Below are 25,462 nucleotides of genomic sequence, written 5' to 3'. Positions count from 1 at the left end.
ACCTCCAACGCGGCGCCCACCTCCGGCGCGCCGAAGACGGACGCCCCGGCCGACGAGGCCAAGGTGCTGCGTGGCGCTGCCGCCGCGGTCGCCAAGAACATGGCCTTGTCGCTGTCGATTCCGACCGCGACCAGCGTGCGCGCCATCCCGGCGAAGCTGATGATCGACAACCGGCTGGTCATCAACAACCACCTGGCCCGCACCCGCGGTGGCAAGATCTCGTTCACCCACCTGCTGGGCTACGCGATCGTGCAGGGCATCAAGGCCTTCCCGAACATGAACCGGCACTTCGCCGAGATCGACGGGAAGCCGAACGCCATCACCCCGGCGCACACCAACCTCGGTCTCGCCATCGACCTGCCCGGCAAGGACGGCAGCCGATCGCTGGTCGTCGCGGCCATCAAGGGCACCGAGTCGATGACCTTCGGCCAGTTCCACACCGCCTACGAGGACATCGTCCGCCGCGCCCGCGACGGCAAGCTGACCGCCGACGACTTCAGCGGCGTCACCATCTCGCTCACCAACCCCGGCACCATCGGCACCGTGCACTCGGTGCCCCGCCTCATGCCGGGCCAGGGCGCCATCATCGGCGCGGGCGCGATGGAGTACCCGGCCGAGTTCCAGGGCATGAGCGACGAGCGCATCGCCGACATCGGCGTGGGCAAGCTGATGACGCTCACCTCCACCTACGACCACCGCATCATCCAGGGTGCGGAGTCCGGTGACTTCCTGCGCACCATCCACCAGCTGCTGATCTCCGACGAGTTCTACGACGAGATCTTCCACGGCCTCGGCGTGCCGTACGAGCCGGTGCGCTGGCGCAAGGACATTCGCGAACGCGGCGTCGACAAGAGCACCCGCGTGCTCGAGATGATCGCCGCCTACCGCAACCGCGGCCACCTGATGGCGGACACCGATCCGCTGCGGCTGGTCAAGGACAAGTTCCGCAGCCACCCCGACCTCGACGTCACCCAGCACGGGCTGACGCTGTGGGACCTGGACCGCACGTTCAACGTCGGCGGCTTCCACGGCCAGGAGCAGATGAAGCTGCGCGAGGTCCTCTCGGTCCTGCGCGACGCCTACTGTCGGCACGTCGGTGTGGAGTACACCCACATCCTGGAGACCGAGCAGCTGCAGTGGATCCAGGAGCGGGTCGAGCAGAAGCACGTCAAACCGACTGTCGCGCAGCAGAAGTACATCCTGAACCGGCTGAACGCGGCGGAGGCCTTCGAGACCTTCCTGCAGACCAAGTACGTCGGCCAGAAGCGCTTCTCGCTGGAGGGCGCCGAGGCCGTCATCCCGATGATGGACGCGACCATCGACCAGTGCGCCGAGCACGGTCTCGACGAGGTCGTCATCGGCATGCCGCACCGCGGTCGCCTCAACGTGCTCGCCAACATCGTCGGCAAGCCGTACTCGAAGATCTTCACCGAGTTCGAGGGCAACATGAACCCGGCCGGGGCGCACGGCTCCGGCGACGTGAAGTACCACCTCGGCGCGCACGGCACCTACCTGCAGATGTTCGGCGACAACGAGATCGAGGTCTCGCTCACCGCCAACCCGTCGCACCTCGAGGCGGTCGACCCGGTGCTCGAGGGTCTGGTCCGCGCCAAGCAGGACCTGCTGGACAAGGGCGACGGCCCGGACGGCTACTCCGTCATGCCGCTCATGCTGCACGGTGACGCCGCGTTCGCGGGTCAGGGTGTGGTCGCCGAGACGCTGAACCTGTCCGGGCTGCGCGGCTACCGCGTCGGCGGCACCATCCACATCGTGGTGAACAACCAGATCGGCTTCACCACCGCGCCGGAGAACAGCCGCTCCACCGAGTACTCCACCGACATCGCGAAGTTCATCGGCGCGCCGATCTTCCACGTCAACGGTGACGACCCGGAGGCCTGCGACTGGGTGGCTCGTCTCGCGGTCGACTTCCGGCAGAAGTTCCGCAAGGACGTCGTCATCGACATGGTCTGCTACCGGCGTCGTGGCCACAACGAGGGCGATGACCCGTCGATGACCCAGCCGTCGATGTACGACGTCATCGACACCAAGCGCTCGGTGCGTAAGGCCTACACCGAGAGCCTGATCGGCCGTGGCGACATCTCGCTGAAAGAGGCCGAGGACGCGCTGCGTGACTACCAGGGTCAACTGGAGCGGGTGTTCAACGAGGTCCGCGAGCTGGAGAAGTACACGCCGGAGCCGAGCGAGTCGGTCGAGGACGACCAGAAGGTCCCGACCACCGTGCAGACGGCCGTGGACAAGGCGGTGCTGCAACGCATCGGCGACGCGTTCCTGCACGTGCCCGACGGCTTCAACGTGCACCCGCGCGTCAAGCCGGTGCTGGAGAAGCGCCGCGAGATGGCCTACGAGGGCAAGGTCGACTGGGCCTTCGCCGAGCTGATGGCCTTCGGCACGCTGATCGACGAGGGTCGCGCCGTGCGCCTGACCGGTCAGGACTCGCGCCGCGGCACGTTCACCCAGCGGCACTCGGTGATCATCGACCGCAAGACGGCCGAGGAGTACACCCCGCTGCACAACATCGGCAGCACCAACCCCGGTTGGTTCGCGGTGCACGACTCGGCGCTGAGCGAATACGCCGCCGTCGGTTTCGAATACGGCTACTCGCTGGGCAACCCGAACGCACTCGTGTTGTGGGAGGCGCAGTTCGGTGACTTCGTCAACGGCGCGCAGTCCATCATCGACGAGTTCATCTCCTCCGGTGAGGCCAAGTGGGGTCAGCTCTCCGACGTCGTGCTGCTGCTGCCGCACGGCCACGAGGGTCAGGGTCCCGACCACACCTCCGGTCGGATCGAGCGGTTCCTGCAGTTGTGCGCCGAGGGCTCGATGACGGTCGCCGTGCCGTCCACCCCGGCGAACTACTTCCACCTGCTGCGCCGCCACGCGCTGGACGGCATCCGCCGCCCGATGATCGTCTTCACCCCGAAGTCGATGCTGCGCAACAAGGCCGTCGTGTCGGATCTGAAGGACTTCACCGAGAGCAAGTTCCGTTCGGTGTTCGACGAGCCCGCCTACGAGCAGGGCATCGGCGACCGCAGCAAGGTGAAGCGGATCCTGATGACCAGCGGCAAGCTCTACTACGAGCTGGCCGCCGAGAAGGCGAAGCAGAAGCGCGAAGACGTCGCGATCGTGCGGATCGAGCAGCTCTACCCGCTGCCCACCTACCGCCTGAACGAGTCGCTCGACCGCTACACCAACGCGACCGACATCGTGTGGGTCCAGGAGGAACCGGCCAACCAGGGCGCCTGGCCCTTCTTCGGCCTCAACCTCCCCGAGGTCCTCCCCGACCGCCTCGGCAAACTGCGCCGCATCTCCCGTCGTGCCATGTCGGCCCCCTCCTCGGGTTCCAGCAAGGTGCACGCGGTAGAGCAGGCGGAGATCGTCGCCGAAGCCTTCGAGCCGACCAGCTAGCAGTTCACCGTTGACCCCGGACGCCGGGTCGAATCCGCGTATGTATGAAGCGGATTCGACTCGGCGTTCGGCGTTTATCGAGCCCGTTTCGATGGGTTTTCAAGATTGGCTGCCGGCCGACAATTGTCGACTTTCCGCCTACTGCCGAAATGCTTGGCCCGCAAGCGAATCCCCGCTTCGTGGGCTACGCGGAGTTTCCTACAGATCGAAGTACTCATTTCGCACGAATTCGGGTCGACTGCGCCCGAGAAGTAGCGGTTTCGCTGTACGAAATGTGGCACTCATCACATAATTCCAGTTTTCGAAGCGGCGTCGGATATGAATATCGGTGTTCGAACAACATCAACGCTTCGATTCGACTGGGGGACAAGGCGTTCCATGGTGATCGGGGGCGGGAGAGAAACCGAAATGTTCCACAAGACTGTCCGCAAGATCCTCACCGTGGTTTTGCCCTTCGCGGTAGTGGCCAGCCTCGCCAACGCGGGCACCGCGTCCGCGACCGACTACGCCGCGCAGCAGACACGGTGGGCCGAGAGCCTGACTGCGACGGGTAACGAGCAGGGCGTCGAGTACAAGACCACGACGGCACCGGACCTGAAGTCCATCTCCACCGAGCTGAACAGCGGCAAGTTCACCTTGGCCGCGGATTCATCGACGGTGCGCGTGGAATCCACCACCGGTGCGAAGGTCACCGAGTTCCCGATGACACTGAAGACGGTTGCGGGCAACACGGTTTCGCTGGCTCCGCAGGTATCTGCGGACGGTAAGACCCTGGTCGTCACCCCGCAGGTGACCCCGGAGGCCGCCGCTGAGCTGAAGAACGTCACCGCCACCGGTGACCTGAAGCCCATCGCCACCAACCCGGACGCGCAGAATCACGACCCGGTCGCCAACGGTCTCGCGGCCGGCGCCCTGGTCGGTCTCGGCATCGCGGCCATCCTGTGCATCCCCGCCGTGCTCGCCTTCGTCATTGGCTACTTCGCCTGCGTGGTGGCCAGCGGCATCAGCTACGTCGTGTTCGCTGCCGTGATCGGCGCGATCCTCGGTGCGGCTGCCCCGCATGTGATCCCGCAGGTCCTGCCCTGATGATCAGTTGTCGCCGAACCTTCGAGGCGACCAACTGATTCACTGAAACGACGCCGGGTCGACTCCGCTTTCCTGCGGATTCGACCCGGCGTTCGGCGTTTTCCGTGGTCGACAGTGCACAGCGCCGTCAGTAAACTTCGCGACCATGAGCGACGGGGGTACGCCGACAACATCCGGTCAGCAGATTTCGGTCGTTCCCGAGCAGGTACGCGACGTCGGAAAATACGTCTACGAGCTGGCCGAGGCTCTGCGATCCGCGTTGGATTCCGCTGCAAAAGACGTGGACGCGTTGACCAACGGAAGCTGGACCGGCGACTCGGCCACCGAGTTCGCCAACGGCTGGACCGACGTGCGAGACGGGGGCGTTGCGATCATGTCGGCCTTGACCGGCATGGCGGAGAAACTCGGCGTCACCGCCGACACATACCAGGCCCGCGACTGATCGCGCAAATCCTGGAGAAGTTCGGAAAGTTACCCAACGGCGATATAAAGAAGCTGGAGAAGGCCTCCGCCACCTGGACGACCTTCGCCAACCACGAAACCGTCACCGGCGCCGCAGCCCGAATCACCACGATCATCGGACTGTTCGACAACATCGAAGACGAAAATAACCTGCCCCCACTACTCGGCCATCTCGAAACTCTGCGCAACGGCGCAACCCAGGTCGCAGCCGCAACCCAAAACCTCGCCGCGCCGGTCGCCGACTATCACGCAGGCACCGTCCAAGTCCGCGGAAACATCGAATCCTCGATCACCCAGGCCGAATGGGCCATCGGCCTCACCGTAGTCGCCGCCGCAGCCGCCGCCTTCTTCACCTTCGGCGGCAGCGCCGCAGCAGGAGCCGACGGCGTCGGCGTCATAGTCACCAACACCATCAACACGATCCGCACCGTCTACCAGGCAGCAACCTCCTCAAAGCAGTAGGCCTGGCCACCGCCGCCGCCGGAGCCGTCGGTGTAATCAAATCCTTCGACAAGGTCCCCGACCTAGGCACCACCCTCACCTCCCTAGCCACCATCATCGCCATGCGCGTGCTGATCGATGATGACGGCGCCACTGGCCCGGCGAATTCAGGCAACACACCGGGAAGTAGCGAATACCAAAGGCGCGTGGACGAACTGGCGAAAGACCCCGCCAAGAACGGCGCATCCAGCCCGCAGTCCAGGAGAGAAGCCGAGGTCGGACTGCAGGCCGAGCATGACGGTGCGATCCCCGGGCCGATAACCAGGGCGCAAACCGGCCCGAACGGGGAAGATCAGGGCGAGTTCATAGATTCCAAGAACGAACGGTGGGACGTGAAAAGCTCGCCAGATTCCCATCCGAGTTACCGGCCGGAAGCAGGCAAACCGATCCCTAACCCGCAGACAGACGAGGCATTCACTAGAATGGTCGACAAGGATATCGCTACCGGCGAAAAGGTACTTCTCGATCCTGACGGCATGTCACCTGCCCGTCGAGCCCATCTCGAGCAGTTGGTGGCAAACAATCCGAATTGGCAAGGAAAGGTAGTTTGGGGTCGATGACCAGAGTGTATGGGCGGTCGAGCGAGAGCGTGGTCGGGTGGCCGGACGACGCGAGGGCGCGCGAGACTCTCCAGCGGTATCTGGACAGACTTTCAGCGGATTCGCCGGAATCGTTGAAGGATGGTTCTTTGCTGGCGGCCGACGGGTTGAACTTCGCCGGTGCCGATCTTTCTGGTCTGCAGCTCCAAGAGGCCGCGCTCAACGAAGCTGATCTGAGCAACGTTCGCATGGTGGAAGTGGACCTGTATCAGGCGTGGATGATGTCCGCGAACATCAGCCACGCCGACCTGACACGCTCCGATCTCCGGAAGATCGAAGGCCGAGGCTGCAAAGCTGCGCACGCGATCCTCCGCGCAGCACAGATACAAGGCGCAGTATTCGAAGACGCCGATTTCCGACAGGCCGATCTCCACGAGGCAAATCTCTACGAAACCAGCTTCGCTGGCTCCGACCTGCGTGATACAGATTTGCGCCGTTGCCAATTCGGCTGGACCGATCTCTCGAATTGCCGACTCGGCGGAAGCAACGTGGAAGGTGCCAGAGGAATGATCCTGGGTCCGGTCGATGTCGGCGGCGAGTCCGCATCCATCCTTGCCGGCGCGGAATTGAAAGCATGGTTCGCAGCTCATGCCGCACCGGACGTCGAAATCCACGCTTCCCGGCAGGGCTGACCAGCGAACGAACCATCGTGTCAATTACACCCCAGCCAGCCAGCGGAGCGAATTCTTCGAATGGCGAGATCCGGCGACAACCATCGCCTTCTTGCCAGCCGACAACGATACTTGAGTGTTCGCAAGGCCATTACCGGGCTATTCTTGTTCGCGCGAAGTAGGAACGTATGATCCGGGAGATTACCGAATACGATGACAGATGGTTGTTGCGACCCTTGCGGGGCAGCTGCGTTGTCGATATCGAGTGGGGCTCGGATAGCTTTGAGCTGTTGCTGGATTCTCCATTGCGGATTATTGCAGGCTACGGGGCTGAGTTATCGCCGCAGTCATTGGCTCTAGACCATCCCGATCGACACGTGATCACCCACTGGCCGACGGCTGTGGTAGAGCGCGATATTTCTGCGCCGATAGTTTCGGCGGTCCTTTTCAAATCCGGCCACGTTCGACTGGGCTTCCGAAATGGATGGATCATGTTTGTGTCCTATCGACAGCCGGACCTTACCTTCGCAGTTTTCTCCGGTGAGACATTGATATCGGACCGATCTGGCATGCTGGATCAGACGGAATATCCTGTCGTACAGGTCGATCGTTGGACTGGAAGGCGTATTACGGCGCCGCCGTGGCCACAGAAGCCCAACAACCTCGCGATAAATTACGATTCAGACGATATCAACGACTGACGCCACCACTCCGGAACGTGGCACGATCTCGCGTTGAACGACTTGACGTATGGAACTAGCTCGTGACGAAGGTTGCAGCTTGCGTCAAGCGAATGTTTTGTGCGTCAAGTTGCGAATATAGGCCGGTGTCAGCCGTTGGAGATGAGGTTGGCGGCGGCGTTGAGGGTTAGCCAGATTCCTATGCCGCCTACGGTCCAGCCAATGGCTGTGGCGCTGTTTTTGGTGAGCCAGTTGTTGATTCGTTGGAGGAGGGGGTCTATTCGGTGGTGGGCTATTAGGCGGGCGGCGGATAGGGCTAGGGCGGGGACTGTCATCAGGATGCAGTAAGCGGCGAGGGTTAGAGCGGTCAGCGGCCAGGAGAGGTCGGCGTTGGCGATCAGGGCTATCGCTGCGAGGTAGGGGAGCATGGTGGCTACCTCTAGGGCGGCCGCTGCTAGGGCGAGGTTCATCAAGCTGCGGGGGCTGCCGGTGCCGGACATGGCTTTTGTGCGCCAGCGGTGGATTTTGCCGGGTTGGCCTGCTTGGCGTTTGGCTCTGGCTTCGAGCCAGTAACTGAGGGCGACGACGAGGAGGCCGAGAATGAGTTGGGCGATGCGCAGGGAGAACTCGGGAAGGTCGAGGGAGCCGGTGCGGATGGCGGTCAGTGCGGTATCGGCGCCGAGGACGAGCAGTACGCCGACGGCGAAGTAGAAGATCGCCACGGTGGCGAGGTACACGGCGATGCGGCCTGGGCGGAGGCGGCCGGGGGTCAGGAGCAGCCAGATGGGGATGAGCAGGGTGCCGAAGCTGGTGCTGTCGACGAGGGCAAGGCCGATCAGCGCTGCGACGAGCGGGAGGGTCATCGGTGTTCCGTTCCGGTAGACAACACGGTTTTGATGCTGTCGTGTCCGGTTGCGCCGCCGCGTCCGACAAAAGGAGGACCTGTGGTCGCGTTTCTTGGTAGCGGCTTCGGGAGGCCGGCGTCGGCGAGGAGCGAAGTTGCTGCGAGGTCAGTTCAGCGGCGGCGGGGCTGCGGGCGCGGTTACCTCCGACCCGGAGCCTGCCGCGGCTGAGCATCAGAGGGCCCCGTACAACCCGCCGGCATCGATGGGGATTGCGGCTCCGCTGATGTAAGACGCTCGCTCGGACAGTAGAAATTCCACTACCCCGGCTACTTCCTCGGGGGTGCCGATGCGGGCGGCGGGGTTTTTGGTGCGCAGGTGGGCGAGGAGTTGGTCGTGGAGGCCGCCGAGCATGTCGGTGTCGATGACGCCGGGGCAGACGGCGTTGATGCGGATGTTGTCTCGGGCGTATTCGGCGGCCAAGGCGCGAGTCAGGCCTACTACGGCGTGTTTGCTGGCGGTGTAGGAGACGGAGAGGCTGTCGGCGGCGCGTAGGCCGGCTACCGAGGAGCAGTTGACGATGGCGCCGGTGGTGTTGGCGGACATTATGCGTAGTTCGCGGCGGAGGCAGCGCCAGAGACCTTTGACGTTGACGTCGAAGACGGTGTCGAACTGGGCTTCGGTGGAGTCGTGGAAGCGGGCACCGCGCAGGATGGTGTCGGTGCCGATGACGCCCGCGGCGTTGAAGGCACCGGCGAAGTCGCTGGCGTACTTCTCGACGGTGTCGAAGAAGGAATCGACGTCGGCGGGGCGGGTGACGTCGGCGGCGATGAATTCTGCGTTGTCGCCGAGCTTTTCGCACAGGTCGCGTCCGGCGGTGCGGTCCCGCCCGCAGAAGACGACGTGGTTGCGTGGGTCGGCGGCGAGTAGTTCGACGGTCGCGGCGCCGATCCCTCTGGTCCCACCTACCACTACTTGTACCGAACGATTTCCCATGGTGCCCAACCTATTCCGTCGCAGCCAGGCGAGAACCCGCTCGCCGCAGACGATCCGCCACATCGATGAGCACTTCCGGATCGTGTGCCGCGGTTACCGTCGATCGCAACGCACCACCGGGCCGCGAACTCCACGCGCCGGACAGCGGCAACAAGAAGACGTCGGCATCCAGCGCCGCATGGAACCAGCGGGCGGTATCCCCGGCATCCGGAAACAGCAGCGGCACAATCGCGGTCGCGGAGACACCGGTATCGAATCCCGCCGAGTGCAGCGCGGTCGTCCATGTCGTTCGGTTTGTCGCGAGCCGTGCCATCAACGTGTCTCCCTCGCGCAGCAGCAATTCGACGGACTCGGCGGCCAGCGCAGCCGCCATCGGCGAGATCACGGTGGAGAACGTGGCGCCGCGATGCCGGTGCAGCTGCTCGGCGTACTCGCCTGAGCTGGTGACGAACCCACCCCCACCGACGAACGCCTTGGCGAGCGAACCGACCCGGACATCGATGCTTCCGGGCATCCCGTAGTGCGCTTCGATGCCGCGCCCACCCGGACCGAGCTGGCCCACCGAGGATGCCTCGTCGACGAACAGCACCGCGTCCGCGGCACGGGCGCAGTCGACGAGCGCGGGCAGGTCCGCGATGTCCCCGCCGACGCCGAAGATCGCCTCACTCACGATGACTCGCCGTCCGCGGGTAGGGAAGCGCTGCAGTTGTCCGCGCAGGTCGTCGGGGTCGTTGTGCCGATAGATGTGCAGGGCGGCGCCGCTGAGCAGGCAGCCGTCCAGCAGTGAGCGATGGCATCGCTCATCGATGAACAACGCGTCGTCGGGCCCGGCGATGGCGGGAATGGCGGAGACGTTCGCCAAATAGCCGGAGCTGTACAGGGTGACGGCCTCGCACTGCAGCAGGGACCGCAGCGCATCGGTCAATCGTTGATGCACCAGGGTGTAACCATTGATCGCACCGGACCCGTGTGAGCCGAAAGTCGAGGAACTCCGGGCGAACTCGACCATTGCCGCACGAATCTCCGGGTGTGAGTTCAGGCCGAGATAGCTGTTGGAACACAGATGATCGAAGCGCCGACCGCGAAAATGGATCGTGGTTTCGCTGACCTCAGCGGCGGGCCCGAGCAGCGCGCGCACATCGAGCTGCGCCGGCGTCGGCGCACTGGACGCCGGGGCGGCAGCCTTGCGAGCTCCGGTATCGAAGAGGGCTTCCACCAGCTCGGCAGCGGTGAGCGCGTTGGTCATACCGGCCCGCGACGCTCCGGGCCCGGCAACCCTGCTGAGCAGCGCGGCGAACCGGAGCGAGTCGATGCCGAGGGCGTCGAACGGCACATTCATGTCGGGCTCATCGAGTCCCGTTGTGTAGCGCAGATAGTCACGGATTTGCGCCTCGGTACCCGTGGCCGCGGCATCCCCACTCGGCCTCGGCTCGGACAACATCGCACGCAAGGCCGCGACATCGACCTTACCGTTGCGGGTCATCGGCATACCGGTCACCGTCAGCACCCGCTGCGGCAGCATGTATTTCGGCACCCGCGCCGCCAGCGAGGCCCGAAAGGCCATGGGCTCGAACCGGATCGAATCGTCCACGGGAACGAGAAACACCGCCAGCGCTGTGGCACCGTCTAGCTCGAACCCGATGGTGGCCGCGTCCTTCACCGCAGGCATGGTGCGGCACTTCTCCGAGATGTGGTCGAGCTCGATGCGGTAGCCATTGATCTTGACCTGATGATCCGCGCGACCGCCGAACATCACCCCGTGGCGAGGCGAACGATAACCGAGGTCGCCGGTCAGATAAGCGGGAATCATGCTGCCCTCCGGTATTCCGGTACAGAACTTGGAAGCGGTCAGCTCAGCATCCCCCGCATAGCCCAGCGCGACTTGCGAACTGCGCACCACGATCTGCCCGGTCTGCATCGGCAGGCAGACTCGCCGCCCCGGCGTGACAACGAGAACATCGACGTCCTTCATCCCCCGACCGACCGGGATGACCTCGGGCACCCCAGCCAACCCGGCAGCACTGGTGTCGACCTCGAAATAGCCCACAGCTCTCTGCGTTTCCGTAGAGCCGTACAGATTTACGATCCGCGCGCCCGGCGCGACCCGGGCCACCGTCTTCACCTGCGCACGGGTCAGTGCCGCGCCGACGAGAAAGACGACATCCAGATCTGATAATGAATCTTCGGCACCCGCGAGCAACCGGATCGCCGCCGGATTGACGCACACGACCTGCACCCGATGCTCAGCCAGCCAGCGCGGAAAGGCCTCGGTGACAGTCGAATTACGATGCTCGGGCACCACGATGGTGCCGCCGAGGTAGAGCGGGGTCATGATGTCCCGCTGCAACGGGTCGTGGCCGATGCTCGAACACATACCGAACCTGGCACCGCGCAGCGAGCCGAATCGACTGTCCATCCAATCGAAGAAGTAGGTGAGCGAGCCGTACCGTCCACGCACCGCCTTCGGCGTCCCGGAGGTCCCCGAGGTGAAGGTGATGATCGCGCAATCGTCGCGCCGAAACCGTTCCGCCTCGTATCGCTCGGGCTCGACGGCGGATTCGAGACCGAGCGCGGTGAACGCCCCTGCGATGCCCACACCGGCAAGATCGGCCACATGATCGGCGCCCGCGACCCGCGCACACTCCTCGATATAGCTGGTCGGAGCCTCGGGATCAGCGATCGATACGGTGATCCCGGCCTTGAGCGCCGCCACAAAGGTCGCGACGAGCGTCTCATCCCGGTTGGGCACGAGCAGCAGCGTCTCGCCGGCCCGCACGCTGCGCTGCTCGAGGTCCGCGGCGATACCGTCGGCAGTGCGATCCAGTTCGGCGTAGGAGATCGCCTTGGTGGCCGTTTCGATGGCAATCCGCGACGGGTAGTCGCGCGCCATTTGGACGAAGCGGGTGACGAACAGGTCCGGCTCGTCGGCACGAAACCGCGTCTCGAAACTCGGCCCGGTAAACGCTTCTTGCAGAACCACTTCCGCCCGAGCCAAAACTCCCTGCGCCCACGCGCCGGACATCACCTCGACGACATCGCGCACCTCGACATCACCGTCTTTCGGTAGGGCAACACTGATTTCGCCGCTACCGATGTGCATCGCGGTCAGCGGCCGGAACCGCTCGATCAACTCGAGGTGCCGCGCCGATTCGACATCGGAAACGAGATGTCCCGCCGCGATATCGACCTCACGCACTACCGGCGAAGCCTTGATCAACGCACCCAGATCCGCCAGCGTGTGCCGCTCGACATCGACGCCGGATACATCGACCACCCGCAGCCGCGCCGAAGTCGCGATCACAATATTGGCCCGCGCGCCGAATACCCGATCGAGCAGCGCATGCAGCGCCACCGCGATTACCTGGGGCTCCCAGTCCACGCGAGCCACGAAAGCACCGGACCGATAGGCGCCATGCAGCGAATTGTTGTCGATACCGATGGTGTCATTGCCGCTCATGCTCAATTGCTTTGTCCCACTCGTTATATCGTCGCGCCGAACCTTCGCCGCGCTACCTACTGCAGGGCCACTCCCACTCCGACGGTCACCAACGCAACGCCCACCCCCGTATCGATCCGCCGACGCGTCCGCGCCTGCGCGAACCGCGCGTGCAGCCAGGTGACAACACTCGTGACAAAGAGGAACCATGCCGTCACCACCACCACCGCGACCAGCGGCAGCGCCACCGCATCGGTGACCGTCGCCCCGTCCGGAATGAACTGCGGAATCAACGCGACGAAGAAAACCGCCGTCTTGGGATTGAGGATGCTGCTACCGAATCCGCGGCCCAGATCACGTCGGAACCCCTGCGCGGCAACAGGTCCGAGCATCGCATCACCGGCCGTGCGCCGCGCCTGTACCAGCGCATGCGCTCCGAGAAAGATCAGATACGCCGCACCGAGCAGCCGCACCGCGGTGAACGCCTCCGACGACGTCGCGAGCAGGGCCGAGACCCCGGTCACCGCCGCGAGTACCCACAGAAACATCCCGGCCGCCACCCCGAGCGTCGCCGCCGCTCCGGCCGCCCAGCCGCTCAACGCCCGGCTCATGATCACCGCGAGGTCTGGCCCCGGTGACGCCGACACCACCAACATCACCCCGGCGAATGCGGCGTATTGCGTGATGGAGGACATCGTTGGGTCCCCTCCCCCTGAACTCCCTGTACCCGGCGGCGGACCTCGCCGCAATGCGCTCGGAAGGCATTGGGATAAACGCTATCTCGTCACCCGACGGACGTCATGACAGGAATTCTGGGTGCAGCATGACAACAACTTGCCCCCGGTCGGGGGGTTGTTCAACCGCGCAATGCGGCGGTAAGTTCCGGGCTCAACGCAAGCGCCGGTAGCGATTCCACCAGCAATTCGATGAGTTGCGCCCGTGGAATGGGCTTTTCGCTCATCCAGGTGAGAATTGTTTCCTCCACGAAGGCGATCCACCCGCGAATAGCCAGCGACAGCCGCGGTCGATCGGGATCGTCCGGCGGAATCGGAATCTCGGTGAGTACGAGTTCGGCAATCGCGCTGCGGGATTCGTTCACGTAGGTGACCATGCCGGGGTTGTAGCTCGACGGACCGCGCAGGATCGCGTGGTAGGCGGCCCGGTTCTGCTCGACGTAGTCGACGTAGCGCTCGACCGAGTCGCGGAGCATGTCGAACAGTCCGAGGCTGCGGTCCGGCGCGGTCGCGATCAGGAACTCGGCGCTGACCTGCCGGGCGATCGCCTCGTGGAATTCGTGCACCGAGGCGAAGTAGTGGAACAGCAGGCCGCGGGAGATGCCCGCCTGCTTGGCGATGTCCTCGACGGAGATATCCTCCAGCGCCCGCTCGGCGAGCATCTCGGCACCGAGGGTGATCAGTTGTAGTCGGCGCTCGTCCGGGCTGAGCCGGACGCGCTTGGTCTCTCCTGAACCGGAACGACTGCTACTCACACCGACATCTTACTGAACGTGATTCAATACTGTTGACTGCTGCTCAATAAGCCTCTACGCTCGGTTATATGAGTCGCAAGGTTACAGACAAAGCTGTCGGCGACCGGCCCGTCCGCCGTGTCAAGACGATCATCATCGGTGGCGGATTCTCGGGCCTAGGCCTAGCCATCCGCCTGAGCCAGCAGGGTCGAAACGACTACCTGGTGCTCGAACGCGGTAACGATGTCGGCGGCACCTGGCGCGACAACACCTACCCTGGCGCGGCCTGCGACGTGCCCTCGCACCTGTACTCCTACTCGTTCGCACTCAACCCGGACTGGTCACGCTCGTTCTCCCGGCAAGGCGAGATCCAGCAGTACATCAAGGGCGTCGCCGAGAAGTACCGGGTCCTCGACAAGCACGTGTTCAACTGCGACGTCACCAGCGCACGGTGGAACAACGACACCGCCGAGTGGGAAGTCGAGTCGTCCAAGGGCAGCTTCGTCGCCGACACCCTCGTCTCCGCCATCGGCGCGCTGTGCGAGCCCGCGCTGCCGGATATCAAGGGCATCAACGACTTCGAGGGCGAGATCTTCCACTCCGCCCGGTGGAACCACGACGCCGACCTGACCGGCAAGCGTGTCGCGATCATCGGCACCGGCGCCTCGTCCATCCAGATCGTGCCCGCCATCGCGGACAAGGTCGCCCACCTCGACGTCTACCAGCGCACCGCGCCCTGGCTGCTCCCCCGCATCGACCGACCGTACACCAAGGCCGAACACCTCGCCTTCAAGTACGTGCCCGGCTTCCAGCGCCTGTCTCGCGCCGCCATCTACGCCGCACGCGAGACCCAGGTCGTCGGCCTGGCCAAGTTCCCCGCGCTGATGCAGGCGTTCGAGCTGCTCGCCAAGGCCAAGCTGCGGTACGAGGTCCGCGATCCGGAGCTGCGCGCCAAGGTGACGCCGAACTTCCGGATCGGCTGCAAACGCATGCTGATCTCGAACAACTACTACCCCGCGATCAGCCGCGACAACGTGGACGTGGTCACCGACGGCATCACCGAGGTGCGGGCGAACTCGATCGTCACCGAGGACGGCACCGAGCGCGAGATCGACGCGCTCATCGTGGCGACCGGCTTCCACGTCACCGATTCGCCGACCTACGAGACCATCTCCGGACGCGACGGACGCACGCTCAGCGAGGTGTTCGACGAGATCGGTCAGCAGGCCTACAAGGGCGCGACCATCGCCAACTTCCCCAATATGTTCTTCCTGCTCGGCCCGAATGTCGGCCTCGGCCACACCTCGATGGTGTACATGATCGAGTCGCAGCTCAACTATGTGGCCGACGCGCTGGCCACCGTCGATCGACTCGGTTTGAAAACCGTCGAGGTGCGCCGCGACGTGCAGGACGAATACAACGTGGACCTGCAGCGCAAACTCAGCAAGAGCGTCTGGATCAATGGTGGCTGCGCCAGCTGGTACCTGGACAAGCACGGCAACAACACCACGCTGTGGCCGGACTTCACCTTCGAATTCCGTAGGCTCACCAAGAATTTCGACTTGTCCGCTTATGAAACGACCAAAACGTCCCGAGCCGATGTGAAAGTGGGAGCTGCCCAGTGAGCAAAGACGCTTACTTCGTCGACAAGGTTTGTGTGATCACCGGAGCAGGCTCCGGTATCGGTCGCGCACTCGCCGAAAACCTGGCCAAGCGCGGTGCCAAACTCGCGCTGTCCGATATCGACACCGACGGGCTGGCCGAGACCGTGCGCCGCTGCGAACAACTCGGCGCCGAGGTGAAATCCGATCGGATCAACGTGGCCGAGCGCGAGGCCGTGCTGCTCTACGCCGACGCGGTGCACGCCCACTTCGGCAAGGTGCATCAGGTCTACAACAACGCGGGCATCGCCTACCACGGTGAGGTGATCAAGTCCGAGTTCAAGGACATCGAGCGCATCATGGACGTCGACTTCTGGGGCGTCGTCAACGGCACCAAGGCGTTCCTGCCGTTCCTGATGGAGTCCGGCGACGGACACGTGGTCAACGTGTCCAGCCTGTTCGGGCTGATCGCGGTGCCCGGCCAAAGTGCTTACAACGCAGCCAAATTCGCGGTGCGCGGGTTCACCGAGTCGCTGCGCCAGGAGATGCTGGTCGGCAAGCACCCGGTCAAGGTGACCTGTGTGCACCCCGGCGGCATCAAGACCGCCGTCGCGCGCAACGCCACCTGGGCCGAGGGCATCGACGGCAAGAAGGCCGCCTCGATGTTCGACGCGAAGCTGGCCATGCACACACCGGAGATGGCCGCACAGACCATCACCGAAGGCGTGCGCAAGGGCCACGGGCGAGTGCTGATCGGCTGGGAGGCCAAGCTGCTCGACGTGTTCGTCCGGGTCACCGCCTCCGGTTACCAGCGCATCGCCGCCGTCGTGAATCGCCCGTTCCTACCCTGATTCGAGTTTGACCCATGCGGGATCTCAATCTTCCGCTGCCCGTCGCGCGAGCGGTGCTGCGTCCCATCTTCCGTGCCACGCTGAACCAGCGGGCACCGTGGTGGCTGCAGCGCCGCTTGCTCGAACTGGGCTCGGTAGCGCAATTGGTGCCAGCGGGCACCACCGTTCAACGGATTCGACTCGGCGGCAGGCCCGCCGAACGCCTCACGGCCACCCCGACGCCCACTGGCGCGGTGCTCTATCTGCACGGCGGCGGTTACGCGGTCGGCTCGCCGGCCACCCATCGTTCGCTGGCCGCCCGGCTCGCCCACCGAACCGGTGCTGCCGTCTACGTTCCCGACTACCGACTGGCGCCGGAGCATCCGTTCCCCGCCGCGCTCGACGACGCCGAGGCGGCGTTCCTGGAGCTGGTGGACAGCGCGGACTACCGCCCGGACCAGATCGCCCTCGCCGGTGACTCGGCGGGCGGCGGGTTGTCGCTGGCCACCGCGCAGCGGCTGATCGCCCGGCACGGGCACACCCCGGCCGCGCTCGGCCTGATCGCGCCGTGGACCGACCCCAACCAGATCCCGGAACGCGACGGCGACCTGGTGATCAACCGGCTGTGGTCGCGGGCCTGCGCCGCCGCCTATCTCGGTGGCGGAGATTCGAGTGATCCTGGTTACGCGCCGCTCACCGGCGTATTAGTCGGGTTGCCGCCGACCTACGTCCAGGTCGACGTCGACGAGTTGCTGCACGGGCAATGCGGGGACCTGGTCGCCGCGCTGCGCGCAGCCGGGGTAACGGTGCGGTTCACCGAGAGCACCGGCCTGTGGCACGTCGCGCAACTGCAGGCCGCACTGGTCGCTCCGGCCGCCGCGGCGCTCAGCGAACTGGCCGCGTTCCTGCGGGAAGCGATTCAACCGGCGGATGTCCGGGACTTAGGATAACTACGAAGCGGGTCCGTAGCTCGGGTGTTACGCACGGATCCGTTTCTGGTGGTCGACCTCACGGCCCTGACACAGGTGTCGTAGATTACTGGCGAGTAAACCCACGTGGAAGGGCACTGATGCGAGAGTTCGAAGTCCCGGCTTCCTACACCATTCCGGAAGACGCGAACAATTCCGACAACGTCTTCCGGCATGCCGAGCAGTCGCCCGACGCGGTGCTGTTCAATGTGCCGGCCGGCAACGGCGGCTGGCGGGACGTGACGGCCGCGGAGTTCGCGAAGACCGTCACCGGCGTCGCCAAGGGATTGATCGCCTCGGGCATCGAACTCGGCGACCGGGTCGCCATCATGGCACCCACCCGCTACGAGTGGGCCGTGCTCGACTTCGCCATCTGGGCCGTCGGCGGCTGCACCGTCGCCATCTACGACAGCTCGGCCGCCGAGCAGGCCAAGTGGATCCTGCAGGACTCCGCCACCAAGCTGCTGATCGTCGACAGCGACAAGCACCGCGCCACCATCGATGAGATCGAGGCAGGCGCGCTGACGGAGCTGAAGGAGACCCTGCAGATCGACAAGGGTGTGGTCGACGAGCTGATCACCCGCGGCGCCGAGCTGGACGACCAGCTCGTGCACGACCGGCGCAAGCAGGTCAACGCCGCCTCGGCCGCCACCCTGATCTACACCTCCGGCACCACCGGTCGCCCCAAGGGCGTCATGCTCACCCACGCCAACCTGTACGCCGAGTCCAGGTCCGACGGGATCGCGCTGGCCACCTTCATCCGGCCGGGCAAGAAGACGCTGATGTTCCTGCCGCTGGCGCACGTCTTCGCCCGCGCGGTCGCGCTGGTCGCGTTCGACGCCAAGGTGACCGTCGCGCACACCTCCGACTGGTCCACCCTGGTCGACCAGTTCGGCACGTACAAGCCGCACTTCATCCTGTCGGTGCCGCGCGTGTTCGAGAAGGTGTTCAACAGCGCGAAGCAGAAGGCGCACGACGGCGGCAAGGGCAAGATCTTCGACGCCGCCGCGGACACCGCCATCGCGTGGAGCGAGGCGATCGACAACGGCGGCCCCGGGCTGGTGCTCAAGCTCAAGCACGCGCTGTTCGACAAGCTGGTCTACAGCAAGCTGCGCACCGCACTCGGCGGCCAGTGCGACGCCGCGGTCTCCGGCGGCGGCCCGCTGGGCGCGCGCCTGGGCCACTTCTTCCGCGGCGTCGGCGTCACCATTTACGAGGGCTACGGGCTCACCGAGACCACCGCGGCGATCACCGTGAACACCCCCGAGAACATCCGGGTGGGTTCGGTCGGCAAGCCGATCCAGGGCCACGCCGCCAAGATCGCCGAGGACGGCGAGCTGCTGCTGCGCGGCTCGGTGGTGTTCGACGGCTACTGGGGCAACCCGGCGGCCACCGAGGAGGCCTTCCAGGACGGCTGGTTCAAGACCGGCGACCTCGGCGCCATCGACGCGGACGGGTTCATCACCATCACCGGCCGCAAGAAGGAACTCATCGTCACCGCGGGCGGCAAGAACGTGTCCCCCGCGCTGCTCGAGGACTCGCTGCGGGCGCACCCGCTGATCAGTCAGGTGATGGTGGTCGGCGACGGCCAGCCGTTCATCGCCGCGCTGATCACGCTGGACCCGGAGGCGCTGCCGGGCTGGCAGAAGAACCACAACGTGCCTGCGGATACCCCGATCGAGAAGCTGATCGAGAACCCGGAGCTGGTGGCCGAGATCGACGCGGCGGTCGCCGAGACCAACAAGAAGGTCTCGCATGCCGAGGGAATCAAGAAGGTCAGCATCCTGCCGGTCGATTGGACGCAGGAGGGTGGCGAGCTCACCCCGAAGCTGTCGCTCAAGCGCGCGGTCGTCATGAAGCAGCACGCCGACGATGTAGCGAAGATCTACAGCTGAGCTGAAACGCCGGGAGGCGTCGCCCGCGAGGTTTCCTCGTGCGCGGCGCCTTTCGGCTATTTGCGGAAGGCGGCGATCCGGTGAGCTGGCCAGGTATTCACCGGATCAAGGCCGCCACTCGGGTCACGATCCAGTACCTGGCCGAGTTTCCTGGTGCGAGAAGACTTTTCGGCCTTTTGCGTCGCATCACCTGCTGTTCGGGTTTCAATGGAGCAACCCCATCGCGAACCGGAGGTTGCTGAGATGACTGATGGCGCAAGGAAATTGCTGGCCATGATCCAGGCGGAACTGGCGCCGCGGGACGCGGATAATCGGCTCATACCGCTGATCACCACGGGTAAGGCGGCAAGGGGCGTGTTCGCCGCGATCGCCACCGAGGAGTGGCGGATCACCAGTAGCGACTGGCGCAGCTTCCACGCGCTGGCCGCCCGCGCGGACCACCCGCATGCCCGCACCTTCTTCGGCATGCTCGCGCCGGGCGAACAGCAGGCGCAGGAGATGTTGCACGCGCTGGTGGTGGCGGCCGGACGAGACCCCGGCACCGAACTGCCGCGCGCGGGCTGCCAGGCGTACCCCGCCTACGTGGCCTGGCTGGCACTGAACGGCGAACCGGCCGCGGTCGCCGCGGGCATCTTCGCGAATCTCGCCACCTTCGGCCGCTACTGCCGCGACGTCGCCGCAGGCATGCGCGAGCACTATGGCTTCGAGGACGCGGCCTGCGCGTTCTTCGACCACTTCGCCGCGGACGCCCCCGAGGTCGAGCAGCAAGCGCTGCGCGCCATCCAAGCCGGCATCGACTCCGCGCGCCTGAACACCGACGAGGCGCACCTGTACGCCCGGCTCTTCCAGAGCTACGAACTCATGTTCTGGAACACCTTGGCCGACGAATTCGCGGAATAGCGAGATCAGGTAGGCGTCGCGCGAAAGGGCGCCGCCGCCAGTTCATCTTGATCTTGGTCGATTTCCCTGCCCAGCACCTTCCTTGATTGGTCATCTGGCGGAGGCGACCCGGCAGTACGCTCGAGTTCATGGCCAATCTGCGAGTGCGGGTCGCGGCTGGGATCGTCTCGGCAGCTGTGGCGCTCGGCGTCGCGGAACTGCTCGCGGCGTTCGTCGGCGCCGACAGCGCGCCCCTCAATGCCCTCGGCGCGACCGTGGTCGACCACACGCCCGACGGCATTCGCGAGTGGGCCATCAGCACTTTCGGCACCAGCGACAAGGCGGTGCTGTATGCCTGCATGGCGGTGGTCGCGGTGGTCGTTGCCGCGATTGCGGGTGCGATCGAACGCACCTCGCGTGCGGCGGGTTCGGCGATCCTCGCGGTCTTCGGCGTGGTCGCGGTCTTCGCGGCGGTCGCGCGGACCAGTGCGTCCGGTGCGCTGCCGACCATCGTCGGTGTCGGCGTCGGCATCTACGCGTTGCGGGTCCTGACCCGGCGGATCGATGCCACCGAACCGCAGAGCGACGCTGAAACACCAAGCGGCGATGCGGAATCCGTAACGGGTGCGCCGGAGAAGGTAGCCGCCGACGCGACTCCCGAGCGACGGCAGGTGCTGCAAGGCCTGCTGGTGGTGGGCGGCTTGGCCGCGGTCACCGGCGTCGGCGGACGATTATTCGGGGTGCGGCGCAGCGATGTGTCGGGCGAGCGAGCGGCGGTCGAGTTGCCGCAGCCGACTGCGCCGGAGGTACCGATCGCGCCGGGCGCCGACCTGCGGGTCCCCGGCCTCACGCCTTACCTGACCGCCAACTCGGACTTCTACCGCATCGACACCGCGCTCATCGTGCCGCAGGTCTCCAAGGACGACTGGTCGCTGCGCATCCACGGCATGGTGGACCGGGAAATCCGGCTCACCTGGGCGGATTTGGCGAATCGACCGGCCGTGGAGCGGCTGGTCACGCTGGCGTGCGTGTCCAATCCGGTCGGCGGCGACCTGATCGGCAATGCCCGCTGGCTCGGCTATCGGCTCGACGAACTGCTCGCCGAAGCGGGACCGCACCCGGACGCGGACATGGTGCTGTCGCACAGCACCGACGGCTGGACCGCGGGTACTCCGCTGTCGGTGCTCACCGACGGCCGCGACGCGCTCCTCGCCGTCGGCATGAACGGCGAACCACTCCCCGTGGTGCACGGCTATCCCGCGCGGCTGGTGGTCCCCGGGCTCTTCGGCTATGTCTCCGCGACGAAGTGGGTGACCGAGCTGGAGGTCACCCGTTTCGATCGCGCCACCGCCTATTGGACTCGTCGTGGGTGGTCTGCCCTGGGTCCGGTCAAAACCGGCACCCGCATCGACACCCCTCGTCCCCGCGGCCGAATCAAGCAGGGCCGCACCGTCGTCGCCGGCGTCGCCTGGGCGCAGCATCGCGGCGTCCGCACCGTAGAAGTACAGATCGACAACGGCCCCTGGCAACCAGCCCAGTTGGCCGAAGAACATTCCATCGATACCTGGCGCCAATGGACTTACGACTGGGACGCCACCCCGGGCCCGCACACTCTGCGCGCCCGCACCACCGACGGCACCGGCGAGGTCCAAACCGCCGAACGCCGCGACGTGGTCCCCGACGGCGCCACCGGCTACCCCTCCGTCACCCTCCAGGTCAACTGAACCACGCTAGGATCTGTACAGGTAAACGCGTGGTTTTGCTGAACTGTACCTACTTCTGAGGAGCGCACGTGTCCGCCATCTTCGACTGGGCGAAATCCGACAACTTGCAGCCGGAGCCGATCACCGTCGAGATCTGGCGGCAACTGCCTGAGGATTTCTGTCGTCTGGTCGAAGTAGTCAACGGAGAAGCGGTCAGGGCCGAGGCACCGACACGGTCGCATCAGACGGCGGCTCGTCGGATCGTCGAATTGCTCGAATCCGCTGCACGAGAACACATGAGCCAGTACCAGGATGGCTGTCTCGACGTGAATACGGATTTCGACGTGGTGCTCTGGGAGCTGCCGAGGACAACCATCCGGCGTCCGGATGCGGCCCTGTTCGAGTGTGCTCCGGATGACCTGCGCCCACTACCCGCATCGCTGGTGAAACTCGCGGTCGAGGTCGTATCGCCAGGAACCGAAAAGATCGATATAGGGGAAAAGAAGGCTGAGTACGCCCTCGCGGGCATCCCCTGGTACTGGATCGTGTGGGTTGCTGACAACCGAGTCGCGCGCATCGAGATCTATGTGCTCGACATCGCGCTCTGCCAGTACCGACCGCACCAAGTGCTGGAGCCGACGAGTCCGGAGCATGCCATCGACGGGCCTATTCGCCTCAAGATCAGCTGGGATCGACTCACCGATCTGACTCTTTGAGCAGCTGTAGCCACAGGTCAGGACAACGCGTTCTACCGTTCGTCGGGCGCGATGCTGTCGAAGAAGCCCGTGTCTACCATGTCTTTGACAGCTAGCTCGATGTTCTCCGTGGTGACCTTTCTGAGAATTACCAGATTCGGTTCGGTGAAATAGAGACTGCCACCGGCGATCTCGTCTTCGATGGTTTGCCGCAATCGAGCCGGGTCATAGAAGGAGACCGGGAATACCGAGCCGTCGGCAAACGCGACTTCGACATCGAGCCACCCCTTGTCCGCGGTCTCCGCCTCCCGTCGGCCGTGATACCCCTCCGGGAAAACGACGCGATAGTTCTCTGCCATACCTGAACAACCCCCACCGGCTCCAACGCCGCGTTCGGCAACGACGTGCGGACAGCTTACGGTCCGCGTACGGCACTGCGCCCACGAAACGAATGTCCGTGGGGCGCAGTGGCACCGAATTGTCAGCCGGTCAGCGACTCCGCTTTGGCAGGCGCATCCTTCGCGTCGGCCACCGGAGGTTTGCCATGCCGAATGAACAGGGCCGAGGCGATAACACCGATCAGCAGGATGCCCGCGGGCAACAGCATTGATTGGCCCAGTGCGGTACTGAACGAATCCTTGACGAATTCGGGGATGGGGCCTTGGCCCGCACCACCTTCGGCTACTTTGCCGCCACCCAGTCCGTTGGCCGACATCCGAGCGGCGATCAAGGCGCTGATCGCCGCGCTACCGAGCACCGACCCCACCTGACGGGTGGTGTTGTAGACGCCCGCGCCGGCGCCGGCCTGCTGCACCGGCAGGTTGTGCGTGGCGGTGGTCGCGAGCGGACCCCAGATGCACGAGTTCGCGAAACCGGCCAGCGCGGCGGACACCAGGAACCAGATGATGGGAGCGTCCGGCGTCATCAATGCCGAGAACCAGAACACCGACACGGCGAACAGCGCGAATCCGACGGTCGGCAGGATCCGCGGGTGCAGCCGGTTGGCGAACCGGCCTACGAACGGCGCGAACACGAGGGTGACGATCGCCATCGGCGCGAACACCAGGGCCGACTCGGTCGGCGACATCTCGCGCACCGCCTGCAGATAGAAGTAGGACGGCACGCTGAACGCGGTGACGGTGGCGCCCATCGCGGCGATGGCGGTGTTGGACAGCGCGAAGTTGCGTTCCTTGAACAACTTCAGTGGCAGCAGCGGCTCGCCGGTATTGCGCGCCTGGTTCACCGCGAACGCGGCGAGCACCAGTACGCCCGCGCCGATCACCAGCCAGATCCGCAGCGACCAATCGTTGCTGTTGCCCTCCTGGATGCCGAACACCAGCAGGAACATGCCGACAGCGCTGAGCAGCACGCCGGGGATGTCGAACTTGTGCCGGTTGGTCGGCAGCGCGGGCACCAGCCAGGCGGCCAGCGCGAAGGCGACGATGCCGATCGGCACGTTGACGAAGAAGATCCACTTCCAGCCGAGGCCGTCGACCAGCACGCCGCCGAGGATCGGCCCGACCAGCGTCGCGAGCCCGGCCACGCCGCCCCACAGTCCCATGGCCGCGCCGCGCTTGTCCGGCGGGAAGGTGCGGGTGATCACCGCCATGGTCTGCGGCGTCATCAGCGCGGCACCGATGCCCTGGGCGGCCCGCGCGGCGATCAGCATGCCGATGGTGCCGGACAGTCCGCACCACAGCGACGCCGCGGTGAACACGGTCAGGCCGATCAGGTAGATGTTCTTGGGGCCGAAGCGATCACCGAGCCTGCCGGTGACCAGCAGCGGCACCGCGTAGGTGAGCAGGTAGGCGCTGGTCACCCAGATCACCTGCGAGATGTCGGCGTGCAGATCCTCCATGATCGCCGGGTTGGCGACCGCGACGATCGTCATGTCGAGCAGGATCATGAAGAAGCCGACAACCAGCGCGGTGAGCGCCAGCCACGGATTGCGTTGAGTGGTCATGGATTCGGCAGTTCCTATCTCGGAGGTTCCCGATGACGGGCGAACGAAGTCGGTGAGCCGCGGCCTCAAGGCGGTGCGCCCGCGCCGCGCCGGATCTTGGTCACCGGTGGCACCCCGGTGAGGTCATCACTGGTCCAGCCTTGGTGGTGCTTGACGGGCCGATCGCCGGTGGCCGGGTCGAAGTCCTCCCATTCGAGTGCCCCACTGGCCAATTCGACGAGGAAGCTCTCGATCCAGGCGATCTCGGCGCCGAGCATGGCGTGCAGGTACGGCAGCGCGATGACGTAGCGGCGCGGCACCCCGCGCTCGCCCGCCCAGCCGATCATCAGCTCGACCTCGGCGAGCTCGGTTTTCAGGTGCTCGGCCCGCTCCCGCAGGAACGCGAGCACCTCGTCCTTGGGCAGGTTGTGCGATTCGCCGAGCGCGATCGGGAACACCGGATACTCCGGGACGGGGCAGCGCAGGATCTCGGCGATCCGGCCGCGCAGCGCCGCGCGGCCGTGCTCGGTGATGCGATAGGTGGTGCGTTCGGGCCGGTTTCCCGCCCGGTCCACCCCTTCGGCCTGCACCAATCCGTGCTCGGCCAGCCGGGTGACCGTGTGATACAGCGAGCCGGGCCGCACCTTGACCAGGATGTCTTCCCGGCGCGCGATCAGCAGTTGGTACATCTCGTACGGATGCATGGGCTGCTCCTCGAGCAGCGCGAGCACAGCGATCGCCAGTGGCGTCACCGCCGGACGCGCTTGCTGCGCCATTTCCGTCACCTCCCACAGATCGCTCGCGCGTGGTCCGCGCACGAGCCGGAGTCATCGGCCCGCGAA

General features: G+C 65.3%; 22 protein-coding genes. 13 read left to right on the top strand and 9 right to left on the bottom strand.

The features are described 5' to 3' along the window. From NN4_RS36505 to NN4_RS36495, 3 genes are all read left to right on the top strand, one after another. A partial coding sequence (locus tag NN4_RS36505; protein ID WP_147140738.1) for a multifunctional oxoglutarate decarboxylase/oxoglutarate dehydrogenase thiamine pyrophosphate-binding subunit/dihydrolipoyllysine-residue succinyltransferase subunit occupies window positions 1-3,426 on the top strand: 3,426 nt, incomplete at its 5' end. Between the two features lie 408 nt (window positions 3,427-3,834). Next, a complete protein-coding gene (locus tag NN4_RS36500) occupies window positions 3,835-4,512 on the top strand; it encodes a DUF8020 domain-containing protein (RefSeq protein ID WP_147140737.1) in 678 nt (225 codons plus the stop codon). Between the two features lie 145 nt (window positions 4,513-4,657). After that, entirely contained in the window at window positions 4,658-4,954 is a 297-nt protein-coding gene (locus tag NN4_RS36495) for a WXG100 family type VII secretion target (RefSeq protein ID WP_147140735.1), read from the top strand. Between the two features lie 265 nt (window positions 4,955-5,219). Here NN4_RS36495 and NN4_RS45420 read toward each other — a convergent pair whose 3' ends face one another. Further along, on the bottom strand, window positions 5,220-5,387 hold the full coding sequence (locus NN4_RS45420) for a hypothetical protein (RefSeq protein ID WP_186818802.1): 168 nt from the start codon (window positions 5,385-5,387) through the stop codon (window positions 5,220-5,222). Window positions 5,388-5,537: 150 nt separating this feature from the next. Between NN4_RS45420 and NN4_RS36490 the strand changes: the two genes are divergently transcribed. From NN4_RS36490 to NN4_RS36480, 3 genes are all read left to right on the top strand, one after another. Continuing rightward, complete coding sequence (locus tag NN4_RS36490) at window positions 5,538-6,035, top strand: hypothetical protein (RefSeq protein ID WP_147140733.1); 498 nt, start codon at window positions 5,538-5,540, stop codon at window positions 6,033-6,035. Beyond that, on the top strand, window positions 6,032-6,706 hold the full coding sequence (locus tag NN4_RS36485) for a pentapeptide repeat-containing protein (protein ID WP_147140731.1): 675 nt from the start codon (window positions 6,032-6,034) through the stop codon (window positions 6,704-6,706). Before NN4_RS36490 ends, NN4_RS36485 begins: the two co-directional genes overlap by 4 nt. A gap of 167 nt (window positions 6,707-6,873) precedes the next feature. After that, window positions 6,874-7,386, top strand: a complete 513-nt coding sequence (locus tag NN4_RS36480; protein ID WP_147140729.1) for a hypothetical protein — start codon at window positions 6,874-6,876, stop codon at window positions 7,384-7,386. 128 nt (window positions 7,387-7,514) lie between these two features. Here the strand turns inward: NN4_RS36480 and NN4_RS36475 are convergent, their stop codons facing one another. The 5 genes from NN4_RS36475 to NN4_RS36455 all read right to left on the bottom strand — a co-directional run bounded on the left by NN4_RS36475 (window position 7,515) and on the right by NN4_RS36455 (window position 14,128). Then, window positions 7,515-8,228 (bottom strand): GAP family protein, encoded by a 714-nt coding sequence (locus NN4_RS36475; RefSeq protein ID WP_147140727.1) that lies wholly within the window; start codon window positions 8,226-8,228, stop codon window positions 7,515-7,517. Window positions 8,229-8,441: 213 nt separating this feature from the next. Next, on the bottom strand, window positions 8,442-9,203 hold the full coding sequence (locus tag NN4_RS36470; RefSeq protein WP_147140725.1) for an SDR family NAD(P)-dependent oxidoreductase: 762 nt from the start codon (window positions 9,201-9,203) through the stop codon (window positions 8,442-8,444). Between the two features lie 10 nt (window positions 9,204-9,213). After that, window positions 9,214-12,660 (bottom strand): aminotransferase class I/II-fold pyridoxal phosphate-dependent enzyme, encoded by a 3,447-nt coding sequence (locus NN4_RS36465; RefSeq protein ID WP_147140722.1) that lies wholly within the window; start codon window positions 12,658-12,660, stop codon window positions 9,214-9,216. 56 nt (window positions 12,661-12,716) lie between these two features. Further along, a complete protein-coding gene (locus NN4_RS36460) occupies window positions 12,717-13,334 on the bottom strand; it encodes a LysE family translocator (RefSeq protein ID WP_147140720.1) in 618 nt (205 codons plus the stop codon). Window positions 13,335-13,495: 161 nt separating this feature from the next. Next, window positions 13,496-14,128: a TetR/AcrR family transcriptional regulator gene (locus tag NN4_RS36455; RefSeq protein ID WP_147140719.1), complete on the bottom strand. Its 633-nt coding sequence runs from the start codon at window positions 14,126-14,128 to the stop codon at window positions 13,496-13,498. A 68-nt stretch (window positions 14,129-14,196) separates the two neighbouring features. Between NN4_RS36455 and NN4_RS36450 the strand changes: the two genes are divergently transcribed. From NN4_RS36450 to NN4_RS36420, 7 genes are all read left to right on the top strand, one after another. Next, a complete protein-coding gene (locus tag NN4_RS36450) occupies window positions 14,197-15,732 on the top strand; it encodes a flavin-containing monooxygenase (RefSeq protein ID WP_147140717.1) in 1,536 nt (511 codons plus the stop codon). Further along, complete coding sequence (locus tag NN4_RS36445) at window positions 15,729-16,559, top strand: SDR family NAD(P)-dependent oxidoreductase (protein WP_147140715.1); 831 nt, start codon at window positions 15,729-15,731, stop codon at window positions 16,557-16,559. Before NN4_RS36450 ends, NN4_RS36445 begins: the two co-directional genes overlap by 4 nt. A 14-nt stretch (window positions 16,560-16,573) precedes the next feature. Beyond that, window positions 16,574-17,488 carry an alpha/beta hydrolase gene (locus tag NN4_RS36440; RefSeq protein WP_147140713.1) on the top strand — a complete coding sequence of 305 codons (915 nt, stop codon included), beginning with the start codon at window positions 16,574-16,576 and terminating at the stop codon, window positions 17,486-17,488. Between the two features lie 119 nt (window positions 17,489-17,607). After that, on the top strand, window positions 17,608-19,401 hold the full coding sequence (locus tag NN4_RS36435; protein ID WP_147140711.1) for an AMP-dependent synthetase/ligase: 1,794 nt from the start codon (window positions 17,608-17,610) through the stop codon (window positions 19,399-19,401). Between the two features lie 243 nt (window positions 19,402-19,644). Next, entirely contained in the window at window positions 19,645-20,301 is a 657-nt protein-coding gene (locus NN4_RS36430; protein WP_147140709.1) for a transcriptional regulator, read from the top strand. Window positions 20,302-20,429: 128 nt separating this feature from the next. Further along, window positions 20,430-22,004, top strand: coding sequence for a molybdopterin-dependent oxidoreductase (locus NN4_RS36425; protein WP_147140707.1), 1,575 nt, complete (start codon window positions 20,430-20,432; stop codon window positions 22,002-22,004). 68 nt (window positions 22,005-22,072) lie between these two features. Then, window positions 22,073-22,699, top strand: a complete 627-nt coding sequence (locus NN4_RS36420; protein WP_147140705.1) for a Uma2 family endonuclease — start codon at window positions 22,073-22,075, stop codon at window positions 22,697-22,699. Between the two features lie 32 nt (window positions 22,700-22,731). Here the strand turns inward: NN4_RS36420 and NN4_RS36415 are convergent, their stop codons facing one another. The 3 genes from NN4_RS36415 to NN4_RS36405 all read right to left on the bottom strand — a co-directional run bounded on the left by NN4_RS36415 (window position 22,732) and on the right by NN4_RS36405 (window position 25,396). Then, window positions 22,732-23,037 (bottom strand): hypothetical protein, encoded by a 306-nt coding sequence (locus NN4_RS36415; RefSeq protein WP_147140703.1) that lies wholly within the window; start codon window positions 23,035-23,037, stop codon window positions 22,732-22,734. A 122-nt stretch (window positions 23,038-23,159) separates the two neighbouring features. Beyond that, window positions 23,160-24,641, bottom strand: a complete 1,482-nt coding sequence (locus NN4_RS36410) for a DHA2 family efflux MFS transporter permease subunit (RefSeq protein ID WP_147140701.1) — start codon at window positions 24,639-24,641, stop codon at window positions 23,160-23,162. 65 nt (window positions 24,642-24,706) lie between these two features. Further along, window positions 24,707-25,396, bottom strand: coding sequence for a PadR family transcriptional regulator (locus tag NN4_RS36405; RefSeq protein WP_147140699.1), 690 nt, complete (start codon window positions 25,394-25,396; stop codon window positions 24,707-24,709). Window positions 25,397-25,462 lie beyond the last annotated feature (66 nt).

Origin of the sequence: Nocardia ninae NBRC 108245, from assembly GCF_007990755.1 — a bacterium.
GTDB classification, from domain to species: Bacteria; Actinomycetota; Actinomycetes; order Mycobacteriales; family Mycobacteriaceae; genus Nocardia; species Nocardia ninae.
This window is presented reverse-complemented; position numbering and strand designations above follow the sequence as displayed.